The sequence below is a fragment of the Niveispirillum sp. genome (assembly GCF_052437035.1).
Classification (GTDB): Bacteria; Pseudomonadota; Alphaproteobacteria; order Azospirillales; family Azospirillaceae; genus Niveispirillum.
On record NZ_JBQVOH010000004.1, the window covers coordinates 81,924 to 107,752 of the forward strand.

The 25,829-nt window shown below is 65.0% G+C and carries 26 protein-coding genes; 6 read left to right on the forward strand and 20 right to left on the reverse strand.

The features are described from left to right. Nucleotides 1-608 precede the first annotated feature (608 nt). The 8 genes from ACT6Q8_RS12155 to ACT6Q8_RS12190 form a co-directional block, all read right to left on the reverse strand. Nucleotides 609-1,667, reverse strand: a complete 1,059-nt coding sequence (locus ACT6Q8_RS12155; RefSeq protein WP_444732845.1) for an NAD(P)/FAD-dependent oxidoreductase — start codon at nucleotides 1,665-1,667, stop codon at nucleotides 609-611. Between the two features lie 96 nt (nucleotides 1,668-1,763). After that, nucleotides 1,764-2,975, reverse strand: coding sequence for a cyanophycinase (locus ACT6Q8_RS12160; protein WP_444732844.1), 1,212 nt, complete (start codon nucleotides 2,973-2,975; stop codon nucleotides 1,764-1,766). An 89-nt stretch (nucleotides 2,976-3,064) separates the two neighbouring features. Beyond that, entirely contained in the window at nucleotides 3,065-6,196 is a 3,132-nt protein-coding gene (locus ACT6Q8_RS12165; RefSeq protein WP_444732843.1) for a TonB-dependent receptor domain-containing protein, read from the reverse strand. 99 nt (nucleotides 6,197-6,295) lie between these two features. Then, nucleotides 6,296-7,078, reverse strand: coding sequence for an ABC transporter ATP-binding protein (locus tag ACT6Q8_RS12170; protein ID WP_054166864.1), 783 nt, complete (start codon nucleotides 7,076-7,078; stop codon nucleotides 6,296-6,298). An 8-nt stretch (nucleotides 7,079-7,086) separates the two neighbouring features. Beyond that, the gene (locus ACT6Q8_RS12175; protein WP_054166865.1) at nucleotides 7,087-8,202 is read right to left on the reverse strand and encodes a succinylglutamate desuccinylase/aspartoacylase family protein; all 1,116 of its coding nucleotides are present in this window, start codon (nucleotides 8,200-8,202) and stop codon (nucleotides 7,087-7,089) included. A gap of 14 nt (nucleotides 8,203-8,216) precedes the next feature. Beyond that, entirely contained in the window at nucleotides 8,217-8,918 is a 702-nt protein-coding gene (locus ACT6Q8_RS12180; protein WP_444732842.1) for an ABC transporter permease, read from the reverse strand. Next, entirely contained in the window at nucleotides 8,918-9,610 is a 693-nt protein-coding gene (locus tag ACT6Q8_RS12185) for an ABC transporter permease (RefSeq protein ID WP_444732841.1), read from the reverse strand. Before ACT6Q8_RS12185 ends, ACT6Q8_RS12180 begins: the two co-directional genes overlap by 1 nt. Nucleotides 9,611-9,706: 96 nt before the next feature. Beyond that, nucleotides 9,707-10,486: a transporter substrate-binding domain-containing protein gene (locus ACT6Q8_RS12190; protein WP_444732840.1), complete on the reverse strand. Its 780-nt coding sequence runs from the start codon at nucleotides 10,484-10,486 to the stop codon at nucleotides 9,707-9,709. A gap of 80 nt (nucleotides 10,487-10,566) precedes the next feature. Here ACT6Q8_RS12190 and ACT6Q8_RS12195 point away from each other — a divergent pair, with 80 nt between their 5' ends. Beyond that, nucleotides 10,567-11,511, forward strand: coding sequence for a MurR/RpiR family transcriptional regulator (locus ACT6Q8_RS12195; protein WP_444732839.1), 945 nt, complete (start codon nucleotides 10,567-10,569; stop codon nucleotides 11,509-11,511). 15 nt (nucleotides 11,512-11,526) lie between these two features. Here the strand turns inward: ACT6Q8_RS12195 and ACT6Q8_RS12200 are convergent, their stop codons facing one another. Continuing rightward, on the reverse strand, nucleotides 11,527-11,931 hold the full coding sequence (locus tag ACT6Q8_RS12200; RefSeq protein ID WP_054166870.1) for a tautomerase family protein: 405 nt from the start codon (nucleotides 11,929-11,931) through the stop codon (nucleotides 11,527-11,529). Between the two features lie 95 nt (nucleotides 11,932-12,026). Here ACT6Q8_RS12200 and ACT6Q8_RS12205 point away from each other — a divergent pair, with 95 nt between their 5' ends. Further along, on the forward strand, nucleotides 12,027-12,869 hold the full coding sequence (locus ACT6Q8_RS12205; protein WP_444732838.1) for a LysR family transcriptional regulator: 843 nt from the start codon (nucleotides 12,027-12,029) through the stop codon (nucleotides 12,867-12,869). 95 nt (nucleotides 12,870-12,964) lie between these two features. Beyond that, nucleotides 12,965-14,845, forward strand: coding sequence for a molecular chaperone HtpG (gene htpG, locus ACT6Q8_RS12210; RefSeq protein WP_444732837.1), 1,881 nt, complete (start codon nucleotides 12,965-12,967; stop codon nucleotides 14,843-14,845). A gap of 7 nt (nucleotides 14,846-14,852) precedes the next feature. On the opposite strand, the gene ACT6Q8_RS12215 is transcribed toward htpG, so the two are convergent. Both ACT6Q8_RS12215 and ACT6Q8_RS12220 read right to left on the reverse strand, forming a co-directional pair. Then, nucleotides 14,853-15,413, reverse strand: coding sequence for an invasion associated locus B family protein (locus tag ACT6Q8_RS12215; protein ID WP_054166872.1), 561 nt, complete (start codon nucleotides 15,411-15,413; stop codon nucleotides 14,853-14,855). A 188-nt stretch (nucleotides 15,414-15,601) separates the two neighbouring features. After that, nucleotides 15,602-16,201 carry a LysE/ArgO family amino acid transporter gene (locus ACT6Q8_RS12220; RefSeq protein WP_054166873.1) on the reverse strand — a complete coding sequence of 200 codons (600 nt, stop codon included), beginning with the start codon at nucleotides 16,199-16,201 and terminating at the stop codon, nucleotides 15,602-15,604. 98 nt (nucleotides 16,202-16,299) lie between these two features. On the opposite strand from ACT6Q8_RS12220, the gene ACT6Q8_RS12225 reads away from it, so the two are divergent. Then, the gene (locus ACT6Q8_RS12225) at nucleotides 16,300-17,178 is read left to right on the forward strand and encodes a LysR family transcriptional regulator ArgP (RefSeq protein WP_444732836.1); all 879 of its coding nucleotides are present in this window, start codon (nucleotides 16,300-16,302) and stop codon (nucleotides 17,176-17,178) included. A 207-nt stretch (nucleotides 17,179-17,385) separates the two neighbouring features. Then, nucleotides 17,386-17,937, forward strand: a complete 552-nt coding sequence (locus ACT6Q8_RS12230; RefSeq protein ID WP_054166875.1) for a DUF2087 domain-containing protein — start codon at nucleotides 17,386-17,388, stop codon at nucleotides 17,935-17,937. 53 nt (nucleotides 17,938-17,990) lie between these two features. Here ACT6Q8_RS12230 and leuC read toward each other — a convergent pair whose 3' ends face one another. Then, nucleotides 17,991-19,400 (reverse strand): 3-isopropylmalate dehydratase large subunit, encoded by a 1,410-nt coding sequence (gene leuC / locus ACT6Q8_RS12235; protein ID WP_054166876.1) that lies wholly within the window; start codon nucleotides 19,398-19,400, stop codon nucleotides 17,991-17,993. A gap of 329 nt (nucleotides 19,401-19,729) precedes the next feature. Here leuC and ACT6Q8_RS12240 point away from each other — a divergent pair, with 329 nt between their 5' ends. Beyond that, the gene (locus ACT6Q8_RS12240) at nucleotides 19,730-20,962 is read left to right on the forward strand and encodes a diguanylate cyclase domain-containing protein (RefSeq protein ID WP_444732835.1); all 1,233 of its coding nucleotides are present in this window, start codon (nucleotides 19,730-19,732) and stop codon (nucleotides 20,960-20,962) included. Here the strand turns inward: ACT6Q8_RS12240 and ACT6Q8_RS12245 are convergent. The 8 genes from ACT6Q8_RS12245 to dut form a co-directional block, all read right to left on the reverse strand. Next, nucleotides 20,862-21,206 carry an RNA-binding S4 domain-containing protein gene (locus tag ACT6Q8_RS12245; RefSeq protein WP_444732834.1) on the reverse strand — a complete coding sequence of 115 codons (345 nt, stop codon included), beginning with the start codon at nucleotides 21,204-21,206 and terminating at the stop codon, nucleotides 20,862-20,864. The two genes, ACT6Q8_RS12240 and ACT6Q8_RS12245, sit on opposite strands and share 101 nt — an antisense overlap. Nucleotides 21,207-21,212: 6 nt before the next feature. Continuing rightward, nucleotides 21,213-22,223 carry an alpha/beta hydrolase gene (locus ACT6Q8_RS12250; protein WP_444732833.1) on the reverse strand — a complete coding sequence of 337 codons (1,011 nt, stop codon included), beginning with the start codon at nucleotides 22,221-22,223 and terminating at the stop codon, nucleotides 21,213-21,215. Between the two features lie 59 nt (nucleotides 22,224-22,282). After that, nucleotides 22,283-22,858 (reverse strand): NUDIX domain-containing protein, encoded by a 576-nt coding sequence (locus ACT6Q8_RS12255; RefSeq protein ID WP_444732832.1) that lies wholly within the window; start codon nucleotides 22,856-22,858, stop codon nucleotides 22,283-22,285. Nucleotides 22,859-22,905: 47 nt separating this feature from the next. Further along, the gene (locus ACT6Q8_RS12260; RefSeq protein ID WP_082372094.1) at nucleotides 22,906-23,052 is read right to left on the reverse strand and encodes an entericidin A/B family lipoprotein; all 147 of its coding nucleotides are present in this window, start codon (nucleotides 23,050-23,052) and stop codon (nucleotides 22,906-22,908) included. A gap of 73 nt (nucleotides 23,053-23,125) precedes the next feature. Next, nucleotides 23,126-23,674: a nucleotidyltransferase family protein gene (locus tag ACT6Q8_RS12265; protein WP_054166882.1), complete on the reverse strand. Its 549-nt coding sequence runs from the start codon at nucleotides 23,672-23,674 to the stop codon at nucleotides 23,126-23,128. 72 nt (nucleotides 23,675-23,746) lie between these two features. Continuing rightward, nucleotides 23,747-24,709, reverse strand: coding sequence for a cysteine synthase A (cysK, locus tag ACT6Q8_RS12270; protein ID WP_444732831.1), 963 nt, complete (start codon nucleotides 24,707-24,709; stop codon nucleotides 23,747-23,749). Nucleotides 24,710-24,904: 195 nt separating this feature from the next. Further along, nucleotides 24,905-25,360: an RrF2 family transcriptional regulator gene (locus tag ACT6Q8_RS12275; RefSeq protein WP_054166884.1), complete on the reverse strand. Its 456-nt coding sequence runs from the start codon at nucleotides 25,358-25,360 to the stop codon at nucleotides 24,905-24,907. A 12-nt stretch (nucleotides 25,361-25,372) separates the two neighbouring features. Continuing rightward, complete coding sequence (gene dut / locus ACT6Q8_RS12280) at nucleotides 25,373-25,828, reverse strand: dUTP diphosphatase (RefSeq protein WP_054166885.1); 456 nt, start codon at nucleotides 25,826-25,828, stop codon at nucleotides 25,373-25,375. Nucleotide 25,829: the final 1 nt, after the last annotated feature.

A 25,829-nucleotide genomic window follows, 5' to 3' on the forward strand; every position in this document is an offset into this window, starting at 1 on the left:
GGGATGAAGAACTAGAAAATAATTGCCCTCTAAGGAGTTGTGCCCCTCCGATGCGTGCTGCCTCTTGCGAAAATTATTTGTCGGACGGCTCGCCCGACAAAAACTTATTGCGGAATGTCCGCTGATGGGACGTTAATCAGAGGGTCTGAGAGACGGAAAGGCGCCCGCGAAGCGGACGGCACCGATCCCCCATTGAGGCGTTGGATGTAGCCAATTCTGAGTTGGGGTGCCCCAGCGGTTCGTCGCCCTGCTCGCCGCGGGCCAATGGCTGGTGATGGTCAGTTGGGCAATGCTCCATCTACTTCGGTCATCCATCATCGGCACATGGGCACGACGGATGCTGCCCTACTGGCCCTGTTCCAGGGGGGTGCCACCCGTCATACGTCGTGCCCCCCCGCCAGTCCCACGGGGGAGTAGCGGGCATCCGCGGCTGAATGTCTGTCGTCAATCTGGCAGGAAAAGAGCCAATGTCTCCGATAGTCGTCATGCGAGGCCAAGCGCCCCCGAAACCACCCGGCACTTACACGAACTACGAATCTGGGGGTCAGAGGTTCGAATCCTTTCGGGCGCGCCATTTTCTCCACACGACATTAAATGTTTCGGTGGCTTCATGCGGGCGTTGACCCTGCCGCTGCCATGAGCGTTTGCATACCCCCGGACATAGCCAGCACGGCATCCGCGACCTGTGCGCCGGACAGGAAGGCTGCTTCCATACGGCCCTGACGGATCCAATCACCGCACAGCACGATGCGGTTTCTGGTGTCGATCAGCGGTTGATCCTGGCGTACGGGATCGCTGTTGGCATGCGGCCAGTGGTGGAGGGCGGCAAAGCGGGGCCGCAGCGGATGCCTCCATAGATCGGACAGCGCCTGTAACAGCGCGTCTTGGATATCCGCAGGGGGCCGGTCCTGCTGGACATCGGCCCAGGCATTGGCCGACAGGGCGACAATGCCGGGCGGTCCCTGATGTCCCGGCCTTGACCCGGTGACGGAAACCCAGCTGATCGGCGCATCCTTCACCAGGGCAGCGTCAAACCCCGGATCGACAGGATTGTCCAGACCCACCATCAGGGCGTAACAGGATTTCATCATTGTCGCACCGGCATGGGGGCGCAGAACGCTGTCGGCAGGCAGCAGATGCCGGGCCGCCGGCGCCGGCAGGGCCAGGATGACAAGGCCGAACGGTCCCTGATCAGGGCCATCATTCAGGGTCAGCCAGGTGCTACCCATGGCCCGCCGCAGACCAGTGACGCGGCACCCCAGGCGCAGATCAAGGCCCGCCGACCAGGCGGCAGCGATGCTATCCATGCCGCCGGTCCCGACATAATGGCCGGGGGAGTCTGTCCATTGCCGGCGCGCGGTGATGGCACCATCCCGCACTTCCACGAACCGCGCGTGCCAGGGGGTGGCAAGCCCCTGTTCTTCCAACTGCCGCACCGCCGCCGTGAACCGGGGATGACGTGGCTTGAAGAACTGTGCGCCATGATCAAAGGTATGATCACCGATCCGCCGCGTAGCCAGCCGCCCCCCGGCAACCGACGCGGCCTCGAACAGGGCAGTCGGCAGGTGCGGCGATAACAGACGCGCCGCCGTCAGACCCGCGACACCAGCGCCGATGATGGCGACAGGCTGTCCTTCATCCAAGGCCGTCCTGCACTTATCCGGCACTTTGTCCCTCCCCTGCCCGTACAGCCATCCCCGAAGAAGATGGGGCGTTGCGGCACGGGGGCCAGCCCATGACCGGAGAGCGTGGGCATCATCAGGTCAGGGGCGGAGGGGCCTGAACAGGGGATCGGCCATGCGAACGGGGGTGATGTCCATGGTGAGGTTCAGGACCGTAATGCCATCACCGGCCCAGCCCCGGCTATCGGCGCGGCGGGTCAGCCTCATGCGGAAGGCCGGGCGGCGGGCGGGGTCGGCGGCATCAAAGGCCAGACCCGTGGCTTCTCCCTTCCGGCTTTCCAGGACCTGCGCCATCAGCCGACCGAATTGCCAGGGGGCCAGGATATCGCCCGTGGCCAGGGTCGCGGGCAATTCGGGATCGGGTTCGAAACCGGGGTAGGCCGGCAGGATGGGGGCATCGGCGCGCGCGGGGCCGGGGGTCACGGTACCGCTGGCCAGGTCCAGCCGGTCGCCGTCGCGCAGCAGGGACAGGACAATCCCCGTCTGTGCAAAGGGCCAGCCGGGGGAGCGGCGGGCGGGCCGCGTATCGATCACCACCACCCCGCTGGCGCCCACCACCTCCGCCATCTTGCGTTCGCGGATGATGAGGGCGGTGTTTTCATCCACACCCAGTCCACGCTTATAGCCGGCGGTATCCATGGCTACCAGGGTGCGGGCAAAGCGGCCGCGCGCCAGGAAATGCTGATCGACGAACCAGTCGGGACCGATGAAGCCCAGGCCCGGCCCCAGGGTCCGGCCCGCGACGGGACCGGTGGCCAGCAGGTCCAGCGTTTCCGGCGCATCCTTGATCATGGTGGCGGACATGATGGCGGCCCCCGCGGACGATCCGGCAATGACGGCCCCGCCGGCATGGGCCGCGCGGATGGCGGCCAGCAGCGGCGTGTCGGACCCGTCGGGGCCAAGCAGGACGGCGGTGTAGCGCGACTGGTCACCCCCCACCAGGAAGAAGCCCCCGGCATGGCGGGCTCGGTCGATCCAGACGGGATCGGTCACGATATCCGCCGGGCTACGCACAAAGCCCTTTTCGGCCAGCGGCAGCAGCAAGGCGTCGGCCCCCAGGCCGCGCAGATGGTCCACGATGCGACCGCCGCTGCCCACCGGATCCCCGCTGCCGGTGGGCAGGACCAGGATCGTGGCGCCCTTGCCGCCCGCTAATTCCACCAGCCGGGGCCAGCCCGGATTATCCATCCGGAAATCCCCACCCGCGATCAGCAGCGATCCCTTCACGGGTTCCGCCAGGGTCGGCAGGGTCGTGAGCAGAAAGGCGAGCAGACACAGGAACAGGCGGCGCATGGGAACATCCCGGCAGGGGGTGAAAACAAGGGCGGTCTTGCGGGAAATGTGCCCCTCCCGCAAGACCGCAACAGCGCTCAACCGCCAGATCAGAAGACCAGACGGGTGCGCAGATAGTAGGACCGTCCGATGGCCGATGCTGGGCGGCCGATATCGCCATAGAACTGGCCCTTGTTGGTCAGGTTGTTGACGCCGGCGGTCACCCGCACCTCTTCCGTCACCTGATACGATACGGTCGCGTCATGCACCCAGGCGGCGGGCGCATAGGCCTGGACAAAGGTGCTGGCCGTTTCCGTTTCCACGCCCGTCAGGGTCTGGCGCGACTGGTAGAAGCCGTACCAGGCAACACTCCAGACATCATCGCTCCACGATACCGACGGGTTAAGGTTCCATTCCGGGAACAAACGCTCGCCCAGGGCATTGTTGGCGGCAGCGGCGTTGCTGGGCGTCTGGAAGGTACGGTTCTTTTCGTTCCACGTCCCGGTCAGGCCAAGGGTGAAGCTGCCATTCTCGCCTAAGCCGATCTCTTCCAGGTCCACGGGGTAGACCAGATCGAAGTCAATACCGCTGGCTTCGAACCGGGCGAAGTTGATGGTCGTCTGGTTCAGCGAGTTGACAGCCAGGAAAGTGGGCGAGGTGCTGGTGCGGTTACGGCCCACCTGGGAGCAGAAGGGATTGTCCCGGCTGGGCGCGTCATAGCAGGCGTTCAGAATGTTCTGGCCCGTCACCTGGCTGATCGCATCCTCGATCTTGATGTTCCAGTAATCGACGGCCAGGGAGAAGCGCGGCAGGAAGCTGGGCGTCAGCACCACACCGGCGGTGTAGCTGGTGGAGGTTTCCGGGTCCAGATCCGGGTTGCCGCCCGTGAAGCCCGGTACACGGGCGGTACGGGTGTCCAGCCAGCCATTGGGGATGCCGTCCGCGGCGCAGTTAGCGCGGCGGTTGGCGGGACTCGGGCCGGTACCGATCTGACCGGCATCGCAGGGATCGACGACGGAGAACAGGGTGGACGAGCGGGGCGCGAACAGTTCCTGGATATTAGGGGCACGGATGGTGCGGGAGTAACCGCCGCGAGCGCGGATATCCTTAACCGGGGCATAGACGCCACCGACCTTCCAGGTGTTCACGCCACCGACCGTGCTGTAATCGCCATAACGATAGGCACCGTCCAGCGACAGCAGCTCCACCCCCGGCAGGTCGGCCAGCAGCGGGGCGTTCAGTTCGACAAAGCCCTCGGTAACGTCAAAGCCGCCAACCACATTCTGGCGGCCGCCACGGTCGGTATAGTTCAGGCGTTCCCATTCGGTGACTTCAAACCGGCTGTCCTCCTTGCGGTGTTCCAGGCCGGCGGCAAAGCCGATGGGACCGCCGGGCAGCGACAGGGTTTCGCCCAGATCGCCGGTGATGCTGGCGTTCCAGACCTGCTGCTTGATGGTGGACTTCACCGGATTGTCATAGGTGACAAAATCCTGTGCCGCTTCCGACGGCGCCCCATAGCCGAACAGGTTCAAGGGCTTGCACGACCCGTCGCCGGCCTTGAACGTGTTGTAGCCCGACCAGTTGAAGACCGGGAAGTCCGACACGGCGGGGACGGAGGTCGGGTTCAGGTCGGAGCGGCAGACGATCTGGCCATTGGGGGCGCGCACCGCGTCGATGGCGGCGAAGAACCGGTCGTTCAGACGGGTCGGGCGCTTGTCGGTGGCATCCGTGCGGCCGTAATTGTACGACGCCTCGTACGACCAGCCATTATCCAGCTCGCCTTCGAAGCCCAGCACGCCGCGATAGGTGTCGCGGGTATTGCGGACCACGGGGTCAACCACGTCGGCATGGTCGCGGGTGATGATGAACTGATACGTGTTGGCCAGGGCCGGTTCCGCTGCGATCTGGGCATTGGCGATGTCGCGCAGCTGCTGCGGGATAAAGGGGTTGTCCAGCTTGATGCGGATGCTGTCATCGAAGGTGCGGATGCTTTCGACCTGACGGCTGGTATTGCGGACGTACTTGCCCTCGACGAACGGCTTGAAATAGGGGTTCACCTCATAACGGGCGTTCAGATTGGCCGTCTGGGTCGACAGGTCGCCGACCAGGGTGGCGCGGTCCAGATAGTCGGGCGTGCCGTCGCCGCCGAACTGGTCGTTATTGGCCAGGATACCATCCTGGAACGGACGCAGCTTGCCCGTGGCCGGATCGATGACCAGACAGCCATAGCCACGGCGGCCCGGATAATTCTGAACACAGTCGCGGGTGCCGTTATTGTCCAGGTCGATATTGGGCGCGCGGCTGTTGGTGCCGGACACAGGGAAGCCTGTGCCACGCGGGTCAAAGCCGATGATGCCGTAGATCGATGACAGGCCGAAACGCTGGTTGGTGCCGAAGGCGCGGGCCTTGGCGTTCGTGGCGCGGGCGATCAGCGTCTGGCCGGCAATGGCCTGGTTGGCAGTGGACAGGGACAGGATGCGCGTGCCGGCGGTGACGCCTGCAGCGCGCAGCGCAGGGGTCAGGTCTGTTTCCTGAAGGAACAGGTCGGGGTTGGCCGTGTCGTCGGCGATGCCGTTGCCGCGCGACCATTTGCGGTCACCAAATTCCAACGGCTTCTGATCCACCGACGACAGCGACAGGGTGATGTTGCCCTTGCCGTCATCAAAATTGCGGCCGATGGTGGCCGCGACATAGCGGCGGTCGGCATCACCCTTTTCCGACAGGCCATATTGGGCGGTGATGTCCTGGCCCTCGAAATCCTTCTTCAGGACAAAGTTCACCACACCGGTCACAGCGTCGGAACCATAGACGGCGGAGGCACCGCCGGTCAGCACATCGACCCGTTCGACCAGGGCCGACGGGATGGTGGAGATATCCACCGACGCCTCACCGGCAATGCCGGCCACATGGCGGCGGCCATTGACCAGCACCAGGGTGCGGGCCGCCCCCAGACCGCGCAGATTGGCCGTCGGCACGGGCGAGGTCGAGGACAGCTGGTCGGACGACCGGGTGTTCTGCAGGGCTGGCAGGCGGCTCAACGCATCGGAGATGCTGGTGATGCCGCGCGCCGACAGTTCCGCCTCTCCCAGCGCCGTGACGGGGACGGGGCTCTGTTCGGCGGGGCGCGCGATGCGCGATCCCGTCACGACAATCTCTTCCAGAAGGCCGCTATCCTGCGCGATGGCGGGGCCGGCCAGCAGGGCCAGCGCGGTGGTGGTGGCCAGCAGATGCTTGGTGTTCATGGTGAAGTCCCTCAACTGAAGTCTCCCGAGTGTCTGGATGGGCCCGCCCGTTTGCCGGGTCTCGTGCCCACGATGGTTTGGGTGGCGTTTCGAATGGGTTCAGGCGTGGCCGGCGCGGTGCAGGCTGCTGGCCAGGAAGGTGCGCAGGCGGTCGCTCTGCGGGTTGGTCATCAGGTCGGATGGGGTTCCCTGTTCCTCGATCCGGCCCTTGTGCAGAAAGACAAGCTGGCTGCCGACATCGCGGGCGAAGGCCATTTCGTGGGTCACGACCACCATGGTCCGCCCCTCCTCGGCCAAGCCGCGCATGACGCGCAGCACCTCGCCCACCAGTTCGGGGTCCAGCGCGCTGGTCGGTTCATCGAACAGCATCACATCGGGCTCCATGGCCAGCGCGCGGGCGATGGCCACCCGCTGCTGCTCGCCCCCCGACAGGTGCGCCGGATAGGCATCGCGCCGGTGCAGGACACCGACACGGGCCAGATAATGCTCGGCCCGTTCGACCGCTTCGGCCTTGGACAGGCCGTTCACGCGGATCGGTGCCTCGATGACGTTGCGCAGCACGTTCATGTGGCCCCACAGGTTGAACTGCTGGAACACCATGGACAGGCGCGCGCGCAGGCGGCGCAGCTGGGCCGGGTCGGCGGCGGTCAGCTCTCCGGTCCGGTCGGGCGTCAGGGCCAGACGCTCCCCCGCCACCGTCAGGCACCCGGCATGGGGCCGTTCCAGCAGGTTGAGGCAGCGCAACAGGGTGCTTTTCCCGGAACCCGACGCACCGATCAGGGCGATGACATCGCCGGCCCGCGCCTGAAGCGAGACATCGTGCAGCACATCGATGCTGCCATAGCGTTTGGCGATATTGTCGGCTTGCAGCTTGATTTCCATGGGATGGCTCACGGGCTCAACAGGTTGCCGGAACGGCGCAGGCGGGTGCCGGCCAGCTTGCCCAGGCGGTTGCCGGGAAAGGCCATGCGGGTGGCGATGCGAGCGAACAGCAGGCCGCCGCCCTGGCTGGCGACGGGCACCGCCTGACCGGTGACGGGATCGATGATGTCAGCCACGATCTCCCCTGCTTCTACCGCCGCACCCAACGGCCGGCGATAGACCAGGACACCCGCCGCCGGTGCTGTCAGCGGTTCCACCGCTTCCAGCGGGGTGGGCTGACACAGGGCCGGCGGCAGGTCGGGAATGGCCCCGGTCACGGCCCCGGCATGGGTCATGAACGCCACCAGCGCGCGGGCATCGCGGTCGGCCAGATCATGGTCGACATCTGCCTGACCGCGCAGTTCCACCGTCACCGACCGGCAGGAAAGCGGGATCGGATATTGCGGGAAGCGCTGCCGCAGGGCGGCCCAGGGCCGGCTGACCGCCTCGTCGAACGGATGGTCACCGCTTTCATCCGCGGTCAGCAGCGCCTGCGCCCCCAGCAGCCGGGCCAGCGGCGCCACCGCTTCGGCCAGCGGCGTCAGGGTATAGAGATGCATCACGGCCTCATGGTCGCAATGCAGGTCCAAAACCCAGTCGGCCCCGACCGCCAGCGACATCAGCAACACCTTCAGATGCTGGGCCGGCGATTGCGGGCGCATTTCCGACAGGGCATCGGCCAGGGCCACACGGATCAGGGCGGTATTGGCGGCGGGATCATCGCCCAACCGGCCCTGCACACGCGCCGCGGCGGCAGGGACCAGCCAGGGGAAATCGCGGTTGAAATTGCGCCCGTCGGTAAGGTCGAACCGGCCCAGCATGTCGCCCAGCACCGCCTGCGACAGGCCAATCGGGTTGGCAATGGGGACCAGCACCACCTCGCCCACCAGCTTGCCCTCGGCCTCCAGCCGGGTCAGGTGGCGGCGCAGCTTGTCGGCAACCAGCATGGCCGGGATTTCATCGGCATGCAGGCTGGCCTGGATATGAATGCGGGGGCGCCCGCCGGGGGTGCCGAAGCGCTGCACCGTCACCGTACGGTGGGTGCCTTGCGTCGTGCCGGGCAGGGACAGAGTTTCAGATCGCACGTTGGTGCCGCTCCTTAAGAGGCACCGGCCGGGCGCGCCAGATGCCGCAGCAGGCGGCGCTCCAGCAGCCGGAACAGGCCGGTGATGCACAGGGTCAGGGCGAGGTAGAACAGGGCCGCCGTCCCGAACGCTTCCACCGCCAGCAGGCTGTTGGCATGGACGTCGCGGGCCACGCGGGTGATCTCCACCAGGGTCACCGCGCTGGCGATGGAGGTGGCGTGCATCAGCATCACCAGCTCATTGCCATACTGCGGCAGGGCGCGGCGGACGGCGCCCGGGATCAGGATGCGGGTGTAGATGTCAAAGCCGGTTAGGCCCAGGCTCCGCGCCGCCTCCACCTCTCCTGCCGGCGTGGCGCGCAGGGCACCTGCCAGCATTTCGGTCGTATAGGCAGCGGTGTTCAGCGTGAAGGCAATCCAGGCACAGAACCAGGGTTCACGCAGCAGCGGCCACAGGCTGCTGTCCCGGACCATATCGAACTGCGCCAGCCCGAAATAGACCATGAAAAGCTGCACCAGCAGCGGCGTGCCGCGCAGCACATAGGTGAACAGGAAGACGGGCCGCGACAGAAACGGGTTGGCCGACACCCGCGCCACCGCAAGGGGCAGCGACAGGCTCAGGCCGGCAACGGCCGAGGCCAGCAGCAGCAGGATAGTGACGCGCGCACCATCCAGAAAGGCGGGCAGATTGTCCTGAATAATCTGAAGATCGATCATCACAGCACCGCCTTGCGAACGCCGAGGGACACGCGCTTTTCAAGTTGGCCCAGCGCCAGGATCGAGACGGTGGTGACAACCAGATAGAGGACGGCGACGGCGGCATAGAAGGTGAAGGGCTGGGCGGTCGCGGCGGTGGCCAGGCTGGCGCGGTGGACCATGTCGTCCAGGCCGATGATCGACACCAGGGCCGAGGCCTTGACCATGACCAGCCAGTTATTTGCAAAGCCGGGGATGGCGTGGCGGATCATCTGCGGCAGGGTGATGTGCCAGAGGACCTGTACCCCGCTCATGCCATAGGCCAGGCCCGCCTCCGCCTGCCCCTTGGGGATGGCCATGAAGGCGCCGCGGAAGGTTTCCGTCAGATAGGCACCATAGATGAAGCCCAGGGTCAGGCTGCCGGCCAGGAACGGATCGATATCGATATAATCCCAGCCCAGACGCAGGCCGATATCATTGACCAGGGCCTGTCCGCCATAGAACAGGGCCAGCATCAGCACCAGATCGGGAATGGATCGGATCAGCGTGGTGTAGGCCCCTGCCACCGCCTGCAAGCCGCGGCCTGTGGACAGCTTGGCCAGGGCGCCGGCCAGACCGAACAGCGAGGCGATGGCCAGTGAGACCAGCGACACCGACAATGTCGTCAGCAAGCCGTCAAGCAGGATGGGCAGATACTCGATCAGCATGGGCATGCAACCGGCGTTCACCCCCGACAGGGCCGGGGATGGGGGGAAGGTCTGGGGTGAAAGCGGCGGGTCGGGGGCCGGGCGGGCGGGCCGCCCTATGCCTCAGGAATTCCCGCCCGAGACATCAAACGTGAAGTAGCGTTGGGCGATCTGCTGATAGCGGCCATCTTCCTTGATGGCCTTCAGGGCGGCATTGATCCGGTCACGCAATGGCACATCGCCCTTGCGTACGGCGATGCCGACATCACTGTCACCCTTCAGGCGCAGGGGGTCGCCCACGGTGGCAAAGCCCGTGCCCTCGGGCCGTTTCAGGAACAGGCCCTCCGCGATCACCGATGAACCGAGTGCGATATCCCCGCGCCCTGCGCGCAGTTCCAGGTAGACATCTGTCTCCTTGGCGACCAGTAGCAGGCGGCTGTCGGGGTATTTTTCCTTGGCATGTCTGGCGCGCGGGCTGTTACGCAGGACGATAATCGTCTTGCCCTTCAGCGCGTCGGGCGTAGGCTCCGTAAAGGCGCCCTGTTTGGCGATCCAGCGGGAGGGGACATCATAATAGACGTCGGAAAAATCGACGATTTTCGCCCGGTCCGCCGTGATCGTCATGGAAGCGACGATCATGTCGAACTTGCGGGTGTTGAGCGCCGGGATCATCCCGTCCCATTCCTGCTGCACCAGGGTACAATCGACCTTCATTTCCGCGCACAGCGCGTTGGCGATGTCGATATCGAAACCCGACAGTTTCCCGTCCGGGCCGATCACCGAAAAGGGCGGATAATTGCCCTCCACCCCCACCCGCATGCGGGCATTCTGCGCATCGGCGGGTACGGCCAGAAGCAACAGACTTGCGGCGAAACCCGCCGTCAGGGACATAAGACGCATCATGGCAACTGGCTTCCGGCAGGTTTCGCAATGATCGGCTCGATGGAATGGACAATGACACGTTATTTTCATAAGATCAATCTATGAAAAAATCCTCTCAGGCTGATTTTCACGCCCCGGGCCAGGGCGAGGCGCAAACCCAATCCGCCCCGTCGACGGAGGTGGCCTTTGCCGATACCGAACTGGGCCGCCGGCTGCTGGCAGTGATGGCGGATGGGACGGCGTCGAACCGGACGATTGCGGAGCATCTTCTGCGCAATCCCGTGCGGATTACGGCGTGGAGCATCGAGGATCTGGCCAGCGCCATCGGCGTGTCGAACGCCACCTTGAGCCGATTTGCGCGGGCCGTGGGTTATGCTGGCTATCCCGACCTGCGGGCGGGCATGGCAGAGACGTTGCAGACCGTGCTGCGACCCGTTGAAAAACTGCGCAGCAGCTTCGACCGCGCCGACCCGACGCAGGCCGCCATCAATGAAGGGCTGGAGGCGACGCTGTCGCATCTGTCGCGGGTCGCGGAGCAGATGGCGGGCGGCACACAGCTGTCAGAACTGGTCAGCCGGCTGAACGCGGCGCGCACCATCTATGTCATGGGTTTCGGCCTGTCGGCCCATGTCGCGGGGCTGCTGACCCTGGGGTTGCAGCCCTTCTGCGCCAATCTGGTGAATGTCGTGGAATTTGGCGGTACCGAGGTCGCGGCGGGGCGGCTAATGAATTTGGGCGAAGGCGATGTGCTGATCGCCATCGCCTTTCCCCGCTACGCACAGGCAGCATTGCACCTGACCAGCTTTGCCAAATCGCGCAAGGCGCATGTGGTGGCCATCACCGACAGCCCCGTATCGCCCCTGGCGCAACGGGCGGATACGGTGCTGCTGGCCGAAAGCACGCATCCCGTCCTGTCCAGCAGCATGACGGCGGCGGTGCTGATGGCGGAAACGCTGGTCACCGCCATGATGCTGTCCAACCGGGACAATGTCGCCCACGCGGAAAGCCTGACCGACGCGATATCCAGCTATCTGCATAATCCGTGAAAGGGCGGCCCGCTGTCAGCCCGGATGTGCTGCCGCCCAGCGGCCATTCTGTGTCCGGCCACCATAACCATAGGCATCGCCATTGGTTTCATGGACATAGACGTAGCATTCCGAGTGTAGCGGCCCCAGAAGGTCCGCCATTTCCCGATAGGCCGCCTTTACGAACGCGGTGGTTTCCGCCTTGGTATTGGTGCCCGCCGTCACCTTGATATCCAGCCAGAAGGCCGACAATCCGTCATCGGTGGGCCGTTTGCCGGCGATGAACCAGCCATCGGGGTCCGCCGGCTCCACCAGCACCGCCGTCACGCCGGGATCCTTGCCCAGCTTTTCCGCCCCAAGCCGGGCAGCCAATCCGGCGATCCGGGCGCGCAGGTCGGGGCGTGGGTCGGGCGTTACATAGCGCACAATGATCATGGGCATCACACATCTCCTGTTGGGGTTGGATGCCCATTTCTGCCCTTTTGAAATTCATTCGTGAACGCTATGATATTTGATAAATACCATAGCGATTTCATATGATGCTTGATCTTGAATCCGTCCGCCTGTTCGCCCTTGTCGCAGAATATGGCAACCTCACCCGCGCGGCAGAGGCGGCGGGTACCGTCCAGCCTGTTGTCAGCCAGCGCATCAAGTCGCTGGAGGCGGCGCTTGGCAGACGGCTGCTGGATCGCAGTCCCCGCCTTGTCCGCCTGACCGAGGCGGGAACAGCCTTTCTTGATCATGCGCGAACCCTGCTGGCGGCGCACGAGGCGGCGATTGCCGCGGTCGATATTGTGCCCTCACACATCACAATCGGGATCAGCGACCATGCCTTGGGTACCCATCTCGACCTGACGCTGAAGCGGGTGCGGATGGCATTGCCGCCGCATGCGACGATGGCCGTCCATCTGGGTCAGTCGGCTGATATCCGGGATCGGTTTGAGGGCGGCCAGATCGACCTTGCCATCATCCGGCGGGAGCATGGGGCGGAAGGGGGAGAGATTCTGGGCAGCGATGCGTTGCAATGGCGCGTCCCGCCCGGATGGTCCGGGTCCGATGGCCCCCTGCCCCTGGTGCTTCTGCCCTCTCCCTGTTCCGTCCGGGCGGTGGCGATCCGGGTGCTTGATCAGGCCGGCATCACATGGCGGGAGACATTCACGGGCGGAAGCTGTCTGGCCCTGATGGCGGCGGTGCGCGCCGGGCTTGGTGTGGCCCCGCTGGGTACCATCATCGGTGGCGATCTGGCCGTGGCCCCGGCATCCCTGGGGATGCCGCCGCTGCCCCCGTCACAGATCGTCATGCTGGCGCGGACGCCCAATCCCGCAACATCGGCAGCCGCCCGTGCCCTGGCGGCCAGTGTGCGTGATCTGCTGGCCTGAAACCCCGCTTGCGCTCCGCCACCGTCTGCCCCATATCCAGCAGCGGCTTCACGGCCACCCTCATTGGATGTAAATCGCAGAGCAAGGTGAGAGAGATGAGCGAGGAACGGCTCAGTTTCCAGGCCGAGGTCAGCCGCCTGTTGGATATCGTGGCGCACAGCCTCTACTCGGAGAAGGAAGTCTTCCTGCGGGAACTGATCTCCAACGCGTCGGACGCGTGCGACCGGCTGCGTTATGCGGCGCTGACCGATGGGTCGCTGCTGGGGGATGACCCTGACTTCAAGATCCGCATCGTGGCCGACACGGATGCCAAGACGCTGACCCTGATCGACAATGGTATCGGCATGAACCGCCAGGACCTTGTCGATAATCTGGGCACCATCGCCCGGTCGGGCACGTCGGCCTTCGTCAAGAACCTGTCGGGCGACAGCAAAAAAGATGTCAGCCTGATCGGGCAGTTCGGCGTCGGCTTCTATTCCGCCTTCATGGTGGCGGAAAAGGTTGAGGTGTTCAGCCGCAAGGCGGGTGAGGCCACCGGTTGGCGCTGGGTCAGCGACGGCCAGGGCAGCTTTACCGTGGCCGAGGATGAGAATGCCCCGGCGCGCGGTACCCGCATCGTCATGCATATCCGCGCGGCGGAGACGGAGTTCCTGGAGGAACACCGCCTGCGCCATGTCATCAAGACCTATTCCGACCATATTGCCGTGCCTATCCTGCTAGGGGCCGACACGACCGACAGCGTGAATGCGGCCAACGCCCTGTGGACACGGTCGAAGTCGGAGATCACGGAAGAGCAGTACAAGGAATTCTATCACCATGTCGGCCACGCCTTTGACGAGCCGTGGCTGACCCTGCATTGGCGCGCCGAGGGCGTGATCGAGTACACGGGCCTGCTGTTCGTGCCGCAGCAGCGGCCCTTTGACCTGTTCGATCCGCGCCGCGCCCATCATGTGAAGCTCTATGTCCGCCGTGTCTTCATCACGGACGAGGCGGAAGGGCTGGTCCCGCCCTATCTGCGGTTCCTGAAGGGCGTGGTGGACAGCGAGGACCTGCCGCTGAATGTCAGCCGCGAGATGCTGCAGAACAACCCGGTGCTGGCCAAGCTGAAGGCCGGGATCGTGAAGCGCGTGCTGGGCGATCTGAACAAGAAGGCTGCCGATCCGGAGCAAGCCGCCGACTATGCCCGCTTCTGGGATGCGTTCGGGGCCGTGCTGAAGGAAGGGCTGTATGAGGATTTTGCCCATCGCGACGATCTGCTGAAGCTGCTGCGCTTCCGTACCACGGAGAGCAAGGGCGAGCTGGTCAGCTTGGCCACCTATATCGGGCGCATGAAGGAAGGCCAGGACGCCATCTATTACATCACGGGCGATGAGAAATCGGCCGTGGAGCGCAGCCCGCAGGTCGAAGGTTTCCGGGCCAAGGGCGTGGAAGTGCTGCTGCTGACCGATCCGGTGGATGAATTCTGGGTCGGGTCGGTGCGCGAGACCGATGGCAAGCAATTCAAGTCCGTGACGCGCGGCGGGGCCGACCTGTCCAAGATCAAGGGCGAGGAAAAGCCGGAGGACGAGAAGAAGGACAAGGCGACGGATGGCGACCTGTCCTCGCTGACCGCCCTTTTGAAGCTGACCCTGGGTGAAGAGGTCAAGGATGTCCGCCGTTCCGAACGCCTGACCGACAGTGCCGTCTGTCTGGTGGCCGATGACGGCGACATGGATATCCACCTGCAGCGCCTGCTGAAGCAGCATGGGCAATTGGGAGCCGATGCCGCGTCCAAGCGGGTGCTGGAGATCAATCCCGGTCACCCGCTGATCCGCCGTCTGGCGGAGAAGGCGACGCAGGACGGCGCGGCGACCTCGCTGGAGGATGCGGCCTGGCTGCTGCTGGATCAGGCGCGCATTCTGGAGGGTGAGACCCTGCCCGACCCGCTATCCTTTGCCCGCCGCATGGCGGCGTTTGTGGAGAAGGGCCTGGGGTAAGGTCACATCACTGCGGCGGCGGTTCCACCAGCGGGGGGGCCGCCGCCCGTTCGGCGCAGGCATCGCCGATGGCCTGATAGGCGCCGCCGCTGCCGGCCAGACTGAACGTGTCGGTGGTGCGGCTGCCGCGCAGGCTGGTGCCGCGCACCACCAGGGTCGACCCCTGGCGCAGCGCCTGGGTGATGGCGTGGTCGGTTTCGGCCTCGCGCGCCCAGGCCTGTTCATCCTTGCTGAACAGTTTGAAGCTCTGCTTGCCGACCTGAACCTGCACCTCGGCATGTTCGGCGAACGGGTAGCCTGCGATGAAATTCACCACATCAAAGGTCCGTTCCGCCGGGCGGTGGGTGATCATCAGGAAGACATCACCGCGTTTGGTGAAATCGCCTTCCATCTTCTTGGGCCGCGACACCATCCAGCAGACGGGACCCGACGGCTCCTCCAGCATGAAGGCGTTCCAGTCGCGGAAAATCCCGATCAGCCGGGGCTCCGCCGCCATAGCCGGCAGGGCCAGCAGCAGGGTAAGCGCCAAGGGGAAAAGCGTCAGGATCTGCCGTGCCGGTTGCTGCATGGGCCTGCGGTATGGTTGGGGGACCGGACTTTCCCTTTACCGGAATTGGCGGCCCAAACGAAGGGCGAAATGTTTCACAGCAGCGGCATTTGCCCTCAGACGCCGGGCGGCGGCCTCCGCCGCCTTGGCTTTGCGAGCACGGTGGCCGGCCTCAAGCAGCATGCGTAAAAAAACTCATGCCGCTGGTCTTACACCAGCAACTTGAACGCCAATCCGCCCATCACCAGGGCAATCACCCCATCCAGCACCCGCCATGCCGCTGCCTGCGCAAATAATGGCCGCAGCAACCGCGCGCCGAAGCCCAGGGCGAAGAAGAAGCTGAACGACGCCGCCACGGCCCCCAGGCCGAACCAGACCTTCAACTCCCCGAACCGGCTGGCCACCGATCCGATCAGGACGACAGTATCCAGATAGACATGCGGGTTCAGCCAAGTCAGCGCCAGACAGGTGGCCAGCGTGGCCGCCCGTCCCGCCCCCTCCCCCGCGGCCGGGTCCAATCCCGTCGTCGCCGTCCATGCCGACCACAGGGCCCGCAGCGCATAGGCAAGCAGAAAGGCTGCCCCCGCATAGCGCAGGACCGGCAGCAGCCCCGGCCAGCGTTCCACCAGCCAGCCCAGCCCCGCCACCCCGCCGACGATCAACACCGCATCCGACAGGGCACAGGTCAGCACGACCGGCAGCACATGCTGCCCCCGCAAACCCTGGCGCAGGACAAAGGCATTTTGCGCCCCGATGGCGACAATCAGACTGAGGCCCAGCAGATAGCCGGACAGGATGGCGTTGAACATGGGGCGGTTCTCCCGTGGCGTGACGGGAACGGACCTATCATCCGACGGTGATTAAGCGTACTTAATGTTACTAATCCTGATTAAGCGTTACTGTTCTCATGCTGGATTATGCCCTGCTTTCCGCCCTGGCCGCCGTGGTGCGGACGGGCAGTTTTGAACGTGCCGCGCAGCAGTTGCACGTCACCCCGTCTGCCGTGTCGCAGCGGGTGAAGCTGCTGGAAGAACGGATGGGGGCGGTGCTGGTGGTGCGCGCCAGCCCCTGTACCGCCACCCCGGCGGGGGCCCGCCTGTGCCAGCATGCCGAACATGTGGCGCTGCTGGAAAGTGAGCTGCCGGCCAGCCTGCCGGGTCTGGCGCAGGAGGGGCCCCGCCCGGTTCTGCGCATTGCGGTCAATGCCGACAGTCTGGCCACATGGTTTGTGGCGGCCATGGCCGATATGCCCGACTGTCTGTTCGATCTAGTCCTGGATGATCAGGATCACAGCGCCGACTGGTTGCGCCGGGGGGAGGTTCTCGCCGCCGTGACGGCGGGCGGCGGGGCCGTTCCCGGCTGTGACAGCGTCGCCTTGGGCGCCCTGCCCTATGTCGCCACGGCCAGCCCTTCCTTCATGCAGCGTCATTTCCCCAATGGGGTGACGACCGAGGCCTTGGCACGGGCACCGTGCCTAACCTTCAACGCCAAGGACCGGTTGCAGGCACAGTGGCTGCGCCGTGCGGGGATGGAAGGGGCGGTGCCGACCCACTGGCTGCCCTCGTCCCAGGCCTTCATCGATGCGGCCCTGGCGGGGATCGGGTGGGGCATGAACCCGCGTCCCCTGGCAGCCGCGCATCTGGCGGCGGGCCGACTGGTGGAGGTACTGCCGGGTCAGGGGCTGGACGTGCCCCTGTTCTGGCAGCGCAGCCGCATGCCCAGCGCCACCCTGTCACGCCTGACCAAGGCCGTACAGCGGGCAGCGGCTTGCGTCCTCATTCCATAAGGGATGGCCCTGTCCGCCCGTTTCATGTTAATGCTGCCGCCGGTCGGCAGTTCACCCAGGCGTCGCCAGCCCTTCAAGGGGCCGCTAAACCTGCCTTCTCAATATTTATCGACCGTCACACCCAAAAGGCGTGCCGCGTCGGCAAGATGGCGACCACCGACGGTTCCAGCAAGGATCAAGGCGTGCCGTGAAACGGGATGTTGACCCATGTCGAAGCAGGAATTGCCCTTTCAGGTCGCCGATATCGGCGCCCTGGCCAAGTCACTGAAATCACAACTGGAAGCGCATGAGGGCAGGGCCGGCCATGTGCAGCTTCTGAACATGCTGGCGCGCGGCGCCGGTTATCGCAATTTCCAGCATTACCGGGCGCAGGCAGCGGCGCTTGAACAGTTGGAGAACCCGGCACCCACTGCCCCGACGGTGGCGATCGATCACGCCCGCGTGCGCCGGCTGATGCGGCATTTTGATGATGCCGGACAGTTGATCCGCTGGCCCAACAAGTTCAACGAACAGGCCACCTGCCTGTGGGTGATCTGGTCGCGCCTGCCGCCGCGTGACAGCATGACGGAACAGCAGATCAGCCGGAAACTGAACGAGATGCACAGCTTCCGAGACTTCGCCCTGCTGCGCCGTGAGCTGGTGGAACAGGGGCTGGTCAGCCGCACCCCCGATTGCCGCGATTATCGCCGCATCGAACGGGAGCCGCCCCCCGACGCCCTGGCCCTTATCCGGTATCTGTCACAGCGCAAACCGCAGTAAAAAAAGGGGCGCCCCAGAGGGACGCCCCTTTTTCACTACAGGCACGCCCTGGCTCAGCCGAGAGTGCGCACGTCCGTCAGGTGGCCCTTGATGGCAGCAGCGGCGGCCATGGCGGGGCTGACCAGATGGGTGCGGCCACCGGGGCCCTGGCGGCTTTCGAAATTGCGGTTCGACGTGCTGGCGCAGCGTTCGCCGGGCTTCAGCTTGTCGTCATTCATGGCCAGGCACATGGAGCAGCCGGGCTCACGCCAGTCAAAGCCGGCTTCGGTGAAGATCGTGTGCAGGCCTTCTTCCTCGGCCTGCTTCTTCACCAGACCGGAACCGGGGACGACCATGGCATAGACGCCATCGGCCACCTTGCGGCCCTTGGCCACGTCGGCGGCGGCGCGCAGATCCTCGATCCGGCTGTTGGTGCAGGAACCGATGAACACCTTCTGCACCGGCACCTGCGACAGAGGCGTACCCGGCGTCAGGCCCATATAGGCCAGCGAGCGTTCCACGGCCTTGGCCTTGTGCGGGTCCTTGAAATCGGCCGGGCTGGGCACGTTGGCGGTGATCGGGGCCACGTCCTCCGGGCTGGTACCCCAGGTAACCAGCGGCACGATGTCGGCGGCGTTCAGTTCCACGACCTTGTCATAGACCGCGCCCTCGTCGCTGGGCAGTGACTTCCAATATTCGACGGCGCGGTCGAAATCGGCCCCCTGCGGTGCGCGATTGCGACCCCGCAGATAGTCGAAGGTCTTTTCGTCCGGGGCGATCAGGCCGGCGCGGGCGCCCGCCTCGATCGCCATGTTGCAGACCGTCATGCGGCCTTCCATCGACAGGTCGCGGAATGCCTTGCCGGCATATTCGATGACATAGCCGGTGCCGCCGGCAGTGCCCAGCTTGCCAATCACGGCCAGCGTCAGGTCCTTGGCGGTGACGCCCGGCGGCAGGTCGCCATCGACCTTCACCAGCATGTTCTTCGACTTCTTGATCAGCAGGGTCTGCGTGGCCAGCACATGCTCCACGTCGGACGTGCCGATGCCAAAGGCCAGCGCGCCGAAGGCGCCATGGGTGGCCGTGTGGCTGTCGCCGCAGACGATGGTCATGCCCGGCTGGGTCACGCCCTGTTCCGGCCCGACAACGTGGACAATGCCCTGGCGGATATCGCTCATGTCGAAATATTCAACGCCGAATTCCCTGGCGTTGATGGCCAGCTGCTCCACCTGGATGCGGCTTTCCTCATTCTTGATGCCGGCCAGACGGTCCTTGCTGGTCGGCACATTATGGTCGGCCACGGCCAGGGTCTTCTTGGGCTGACGCAGCTGCCGCCCCGCGATGCGCAGACCTTCAAAGGCCTGCGGGCTCGTCACCTCATGCACCAGATGCAGATCAATATACAGCACGGCGGTGCCGTCCTCCTGACGGTGGACGGTGTGGCTGTCGAAGATCTTGTCATAGAGGGTGCGGGCCATGGTCACTCACCTGGGGGTCAAGGATCGAACCGCAAAGACGGGGGTGGCTTTACGGTCACATTGTTACGTGATGGCGGAGCATAGCGGCACGACCCGACCACGGCAAGCGGGTGGCGGCCCTTCGCCGGGCGCCTGCATGCAACGCAGCGTTCAAGGGGGCGCATGATTGGTAGGATTTGTACCAGTCTGACAGGCACACAGGGGCTGCACGATGCAACCGGCGGACACAGGACAGCGCACCTCATCCTTAAGGATTAACCTATCGGGAAGACATACAGGGGTCGTCATGTTATGAGACGGGCGGCGAGAATTTTCTCCGCCAGACGGAAAGCCTGATGTTCCCGCTGGATATTGTCACCATTCTGGTGCTGTACAAATCTTCGCTGATCGCGGGCGCGCTGGCTTTTATGCACATGCGCAGACAATCCCATCGGCCGTCGGGCCTGCGGACCCTGATTCTTGGTTTTGGACTGCTGATCCTGGGCTCGACCCTGGCAGGCTGGGGCGCGGCGGGCCGTTTGCCGCTTGAATTCTGGACCCTGACCAGCCTGATTTTAGGTACCCTGGGTTATGGTCTGATCTATCTGGGTATCCATGCGCTGAGCAGACAGCGGCGGGCCCGGCAGGGATGGCTGATCCTGGTACCACCAGCCCTGTTCCTCCTGGCGGCGCTGGTCACGGGCTTTCACACCGATGACCGCATCCGGTCCTGCCTGTTCCACCTGCAGGCCGGCCTGTTCCTGGCGGTTGCCGCCTGGCCGGTCTGGCGTGACTGCCGGCATGACCCGCTGCCATCACGCCTGCCGCTGGCCGTGGTCCTGGCGACCTGTGCGCTGGTATTCGGCGTGGGGGCGTGGGCGATCCTGTCAAGGCCGGACTATGTCGACTGGATCGCACATGGCTTCGCGCTTCAGATATTGGGGAATTTCGGCATCGCCGTCCTAGTCTGCGGCTTTGCCACCGACCGGGCCGAACGCGGCCTGCGGCAGGCGGCGGAGATCGACAGCCTGACCGATATCGGCAACCGCCGCTGGCTGGAGGCCAGGATGCCTGCGATCATCCAGGCCGGCGACGCGCTTATCGTGCTGGATCTTGATCATTTCAAGCAGGTGAATGACCGTTACGGCCATGCCGCCGGTGATGCGACCCTTGTTGCCACCGCTAGCACCCTGCGGCAGGCATTGCGCGCGCAGGACCTGTCGGCCCGCATGGGGGGAGAGGAATTCCTGCTGTTCCTGCCGGGTGTGAAGGATCAGGCCCGTGCGGTCGCCGAACGACTGCGCCTGCGCATTGAGGCGCAGACGGCCCTGCATCAGGATTATGCCATCACCGTTACCGCCAGCCTTGGCATCGCGGTCGCCCCGTCCGACGGCATGGGCTGGGAACAGCTTTATCAAGCCGCCGACGGCGCGCTGTATGAGGCCAAACGGCAGGGCCGCAACCGGGTGGTCGACCACGCCGACCTTACTACCCTCGCGGCAGCCGCGCCTCCGGCGTCGGCGGGTCCAGGTCTTCATACAGGGCCTGTGCTTCCGGTGCCGGTCCACGCCGTGCGGCCAGGGCCTTGACCTTGATCACCCGGACATAGGCGCCCAGGGGGAAGGTCAGGACGTCGCCCACCTTCACCACCTGGCTGGCCTTGGCAACCGGTGCGCCGCCGATACGCAGGCCGCCCGACGTCGCCAGTTTGGCCGCCTGACTGCGGGTTTTCAGAAAGCGCGCGTACCAAAGCCATTTATCCAGCCGAAGCCGGCCCTTCGCCATTTCTGCGGCGTCGGTGGGATCAAGGGCGGTGATGTCCTGTTCGGCCATGCGCGCTTACCCGTTCAGGGCGCGGACAAGATAGGGCAGGCTTTCATCCATCCGGTAATCGACCGAGGAATGGTCATCGGGGAATTCCTCGTACCGGTGGGCGATGCCCAGCGCCTCCAGACGGCGGTGCAGACGCCGGGCACCATGGACCAGATTATACTGGTCGCGGTCACCGCAATCGATGAACAGACCCTTCAGCCCTCGCAAGGCCTCGGCATGCTTTTCCACCATGCGTGCCGGGTCCCAGGCGAGCCAGTTGTCCCAGCGTTCTTCAATCACCTCGCACGTATCCGGCGTCACCGGCAGACGGATGCCCAGGAACTGTGACGGGTCGGGATCATAGGTGGCGGCCATGCATAGGATCATCAGGACATGAGTGTCCTTGCCATCCACCTTGCGCGCCGTCTCGAACGCGTTCATGAACCGCTCGATGGAGCCGCCATGGCGGGACAGGGTGCGCAGCACACCCGGCATATCGGGCAGGTAGCACAGCTCAAACCCCATATCGCCGGAATGGCAGGCGGCGGCGGCCCAGATGTCGGGCCGCAGGAAGGCATGCGCCATGGAGCCATAGCCACCGCTGCTTTTCCCGAAGATCGCTCGCCGGCCGGTCCCGCCACAGCCGAACCGCCCTTCGATAAAGGGCACCATCTCGTCACACAGGAAATCCATCCAGCGGCCCAGGGCGGCGGAATTGATATATTGGTTGCCGCCAAGGCGCGTGAAACAGTCTGGAAAGGCCACGACCGCCGGCGCCATGGCCCCGCTATCGATCAGCCGGTCCAGCCGTTCGGGCAGGTTCTCCCCGAAATTCTTCCAGTTGGTATGGGCGGGGCCGCCCGCCGTGTAGCCAACAATATCGACCAGCAGTGGCAGGTCACGGCCATCATGACCGGCAGGCACATAGACATGCACCGCACGTGCGGGGCTATCGCCCATCAGATTGCCGCGCAGGACCTGGCTGTCCAGCGTCAGGCGGTGGATGGTGCCCTGGGCGGCGGTCTGGGAACGGCGCATTCTGTCTCTGTCCGGCTGTTGGTCGCTTCTGCTGCGACTGTGCCCGGACAGGGCGGCGGTTACAAGCCCTCCACCGGGGGCGGCGGGTTGGTGCCAGGGGCGAATCCGGTTTGCCCAGCCTTCTCCCGCCATTCATGCAGGGCCCAGACAACACTGGGAAAGGCCAGTTCGTCCCAGGGGATGTCCTTCCAAGCGAACATGCCGACCTCCAGGCTCTCCACCCCCGCCGCGATGGCGGGATCGGAAAGTCTGGCACGGTAGATCATCTGCACCTGGGAAATGCGGGGGATGTTGTAGACGGCCAGCAGGGCGTCGATGGCGATGCGGGCACCCGCCTCCTCCATCGCCTCCCGCGCCGCCCCCTGCTCCGTCGTCTCGTTCAATTCCATATAGCCGGCGGGCAGGGTCCAGAAGCCCCTGCGCGGCTGGATGGCGCGGCGGCACAGCAGGAACCGGCCTGCATCATCGGTCACCACAGCGCCGACAACGATCTTCGGATTCTCATAAGCGATATAGCAACAATCGGGACAGACCAGCCGTTCCCGATCCTCGCCCTGCGGCACCATGCGCACGCGTGGGCCGCTGGTGGGCGGCGGCGGGGACAGGCGGGCGGGGTCGGCGGGGGGCATGCTCATCGATCAACCATGCGGCCAAAGCCCCCGCCGGGGCAAGAAGCAGCAGATTAATTCTTGGCGTCCTGGGCCGTGTTCTCAATGGCCTTGCCGCCAGACTTCACATCCTTGCCCACACCTTCGACCGTATTGCAGGCCGACAGGGCGAAAGCGGAAAGTAGCAGGGGGATCGCCAGGGTCAGTGTGGGCTTCTTCATGATGTCCTCTCGTATCAAAACCGGCATTCAGCCGACGATGCGGAGGTAACAACCGAAAGCGGCGTTTGTTCCGTCACCCTCGTTCAATCAGCCAGGGCCAACGCGCGCGATAGCTGTCGACCTTGATCCGGTACTGCGGCGGATTGTCGGTGCGCGGGTTCGGGCGCAGGATGCCGGCGGCCAGCTCGTCCAGCCCGTAGGGCGCCACCACGTCCCCAGCCGCCGACAGGCCGACACAGGTGCAGCGGACTAGGAAACCGGCAATGCCGTCGCGGCTGCTTTCCAAGGCGGGGATCACCGTCCCGAATCGCTGCGGATACCAGAGATGGACCCGCGCCTGATTGCGCAACTCCACCTCCACGCCCAGATCGGCAAAGAGACCGGCGGCCCGCCGGATGACCGCATCCTCGGCCTCCCAGCTGGTGTCCGGGTCATAGTAGAACAGGTCGTAATCCTTCACGCCCCAGCCGGGGTCACGCCCATCGCGGGCGTTCCACACGGCCTGATAAAGACATCCCGCCACCAGATAGGCCTGATCCAGACCCAGAGCAGGCAGCCGATCCAGGATGGTGGCATTGATCGGGTTGGACAGCGCCAGGGCGCGGAGGGCGTCGGGGGTCATGACATCCACGATCCAGAAACGACATCGCCCCGACCGTTTGGCCGGGGCGACAGCAATTCTATCTGGAAAGGCTTACTCCAGCCCCTCGAACAGGGCCGTGGACAGGTAGCGCTCGGCGAAGCTGGGCAGGACCACGACAATCAGCTTGCCCTTGTTCTCGGCCCGCGCCCCCACTTCAAACGCGGCGGCCAGGGCCGCACCCGACGAGATGCCGACGGCCAGACCTTCCGTCCGGGCCGCCTCACGCGACAGCTCAAACGCGCGGACGTTGGAGATGCGCAGCACCTCGTCGATCAGTTCCTTGTCCAGGATGTCGGGCACGAAGCCGGCGCCGATGCCCTGGATCTTGTGCGGGCCAGGCAGGCCGCCGGACAGGACGGGGCTGTCCTCCGGCTCCACCGCCACCACCGTGAAGCCGGGCTTGCGCTGCTTCAGCACCTGGGCCACGCCGGTCAGGGTGCCGCCGGTGCCCACGCCGGAAATCAGGATGTCGGCCTTGCCCGCCGTGTCGTTCCAGATTTCCTCTGCCGTGGTGGCGCGGTGGATGGCCGGGTTGGCCGGGTTCTTGAACTGTTGCAGGACATAGGCGCCGGGCGTGCTGGCCAACAGTTCCTCGGCCTTGGCAATCGCGCCCTTCATGCCCTGCGGGGCCGGGGTCAGGACCAGTTCGGCACCCAGCAGCTTCAGCATCTTGCGCCGTTCGATCGACATGCTTTCCGGCATGGTCAGGATCAGGCGGTACCCCTTGGCGGCGGCGACGAAAGCCAGCGCGATGCCGGTATTGCCCGAGGTCGGTTCGATCAGGACGGTGCGGTCGGGCGAAATCTTGCCCTCGGCCTCCGCCGCCTCGATCAGCGCCTTGCCGATACGGTCCTTCACGCTGGACAGCGGGTTGAAGAATTCCAGCTTGGCGACGACGTCGGCCACGACACCATGCTTGGCCGCCAGCCGGTTCAGCCGCACCAGCGGCGTGGCGCCGATCGTGTCCAGGATGCTGTCATAGATCTTGCCACGGAATTCAGGGCTGGCGGACATTTTACATCTCCATTTGTGGTATTCATCGGAAATACCGGGTCGATGTTGTGTATATAGGCAGGCGCAGGCGCTGTCAAAGTGCTGATGCCGACTCGCGATGTCTTATCGCGGGTCGGCTGGCGCGTTGAGCGCCCGCGACCCCATGGTCGCGTAAGCCAAGGCGGCGGATGCCGCCGCACGGCGCCTGAGGGACGACTAAATACTGAAATCGAGCTTGGAAGCGGCTTCGCTGGCCACACCGGCCTGATGGGCGCGCACGCAGAGGTCTTCGATGCTGGTCTGTTCCAGGCGCGCCATCACCTCGTCCTGCAGCTCCGCCCACAGCGGGCGCACCACCTGCCGGCCCAGTTCCGCGCCCACCTCTTCCTCGATGGGATCGGTGGCCTGTTCCAGGGCGCGGACGACGCGCACAATCTCGGCCACCGTGATGCGGCGGCGTTCCTTGGCCAGACGGTAGCCGCCCTTGGGTCCGCGCACACCGGCCAGGACGCCTGCCCGCACCAGGGCCTGCAGCACCTGTTCGAGGTAGCGTTTGGGGATGCCCTGGCGCTGCGTGATCTCCGCCGACTGCACCGGGGCGGAACCGGCATTATAGGCGATGTCCAGCACCGTCTCGATGGCGAACATCAGTTTCTTGGATATGCGCAGCATCCCCGTTCCCCCTCAGCCCTTGGTGCCGGTTGAACCGAAACCGCCCGACCCGCGCGCGGTTTCGTCCAGATTGTCCACTTCCGTCCAGACGGCCCGTTCATGCCGCGCGATCACCATCTGCGCGATGCGGGTGCCGCGTTCCACGGTAAAGGGCTGGTCACCATGATTGATGACGATCACCCCGATCTCGCCACGGTAATCGGCATCGATGGTGCCGGGGCTGTTGACCAGACTGATGCCGTTTTTCAGGGCCAGACCGGAGCGCGGGCGGATCTGCGCCTCAAACCCTGCCGGCAGGGCGATGGCAATGCCGGTCGGGATCAGCTTGCGCTGACCCGGTTCCAGGGTCACCGGCTCTGCCACGGCGGCCAGCAGGTCCATGCCGGCGGACAGGGCGGTGGCATAGGCGGGCAGGGCCAGATCGGCGCCATGCGGCAGGCGGCGGATGGAAATGCTGATATCCGACATT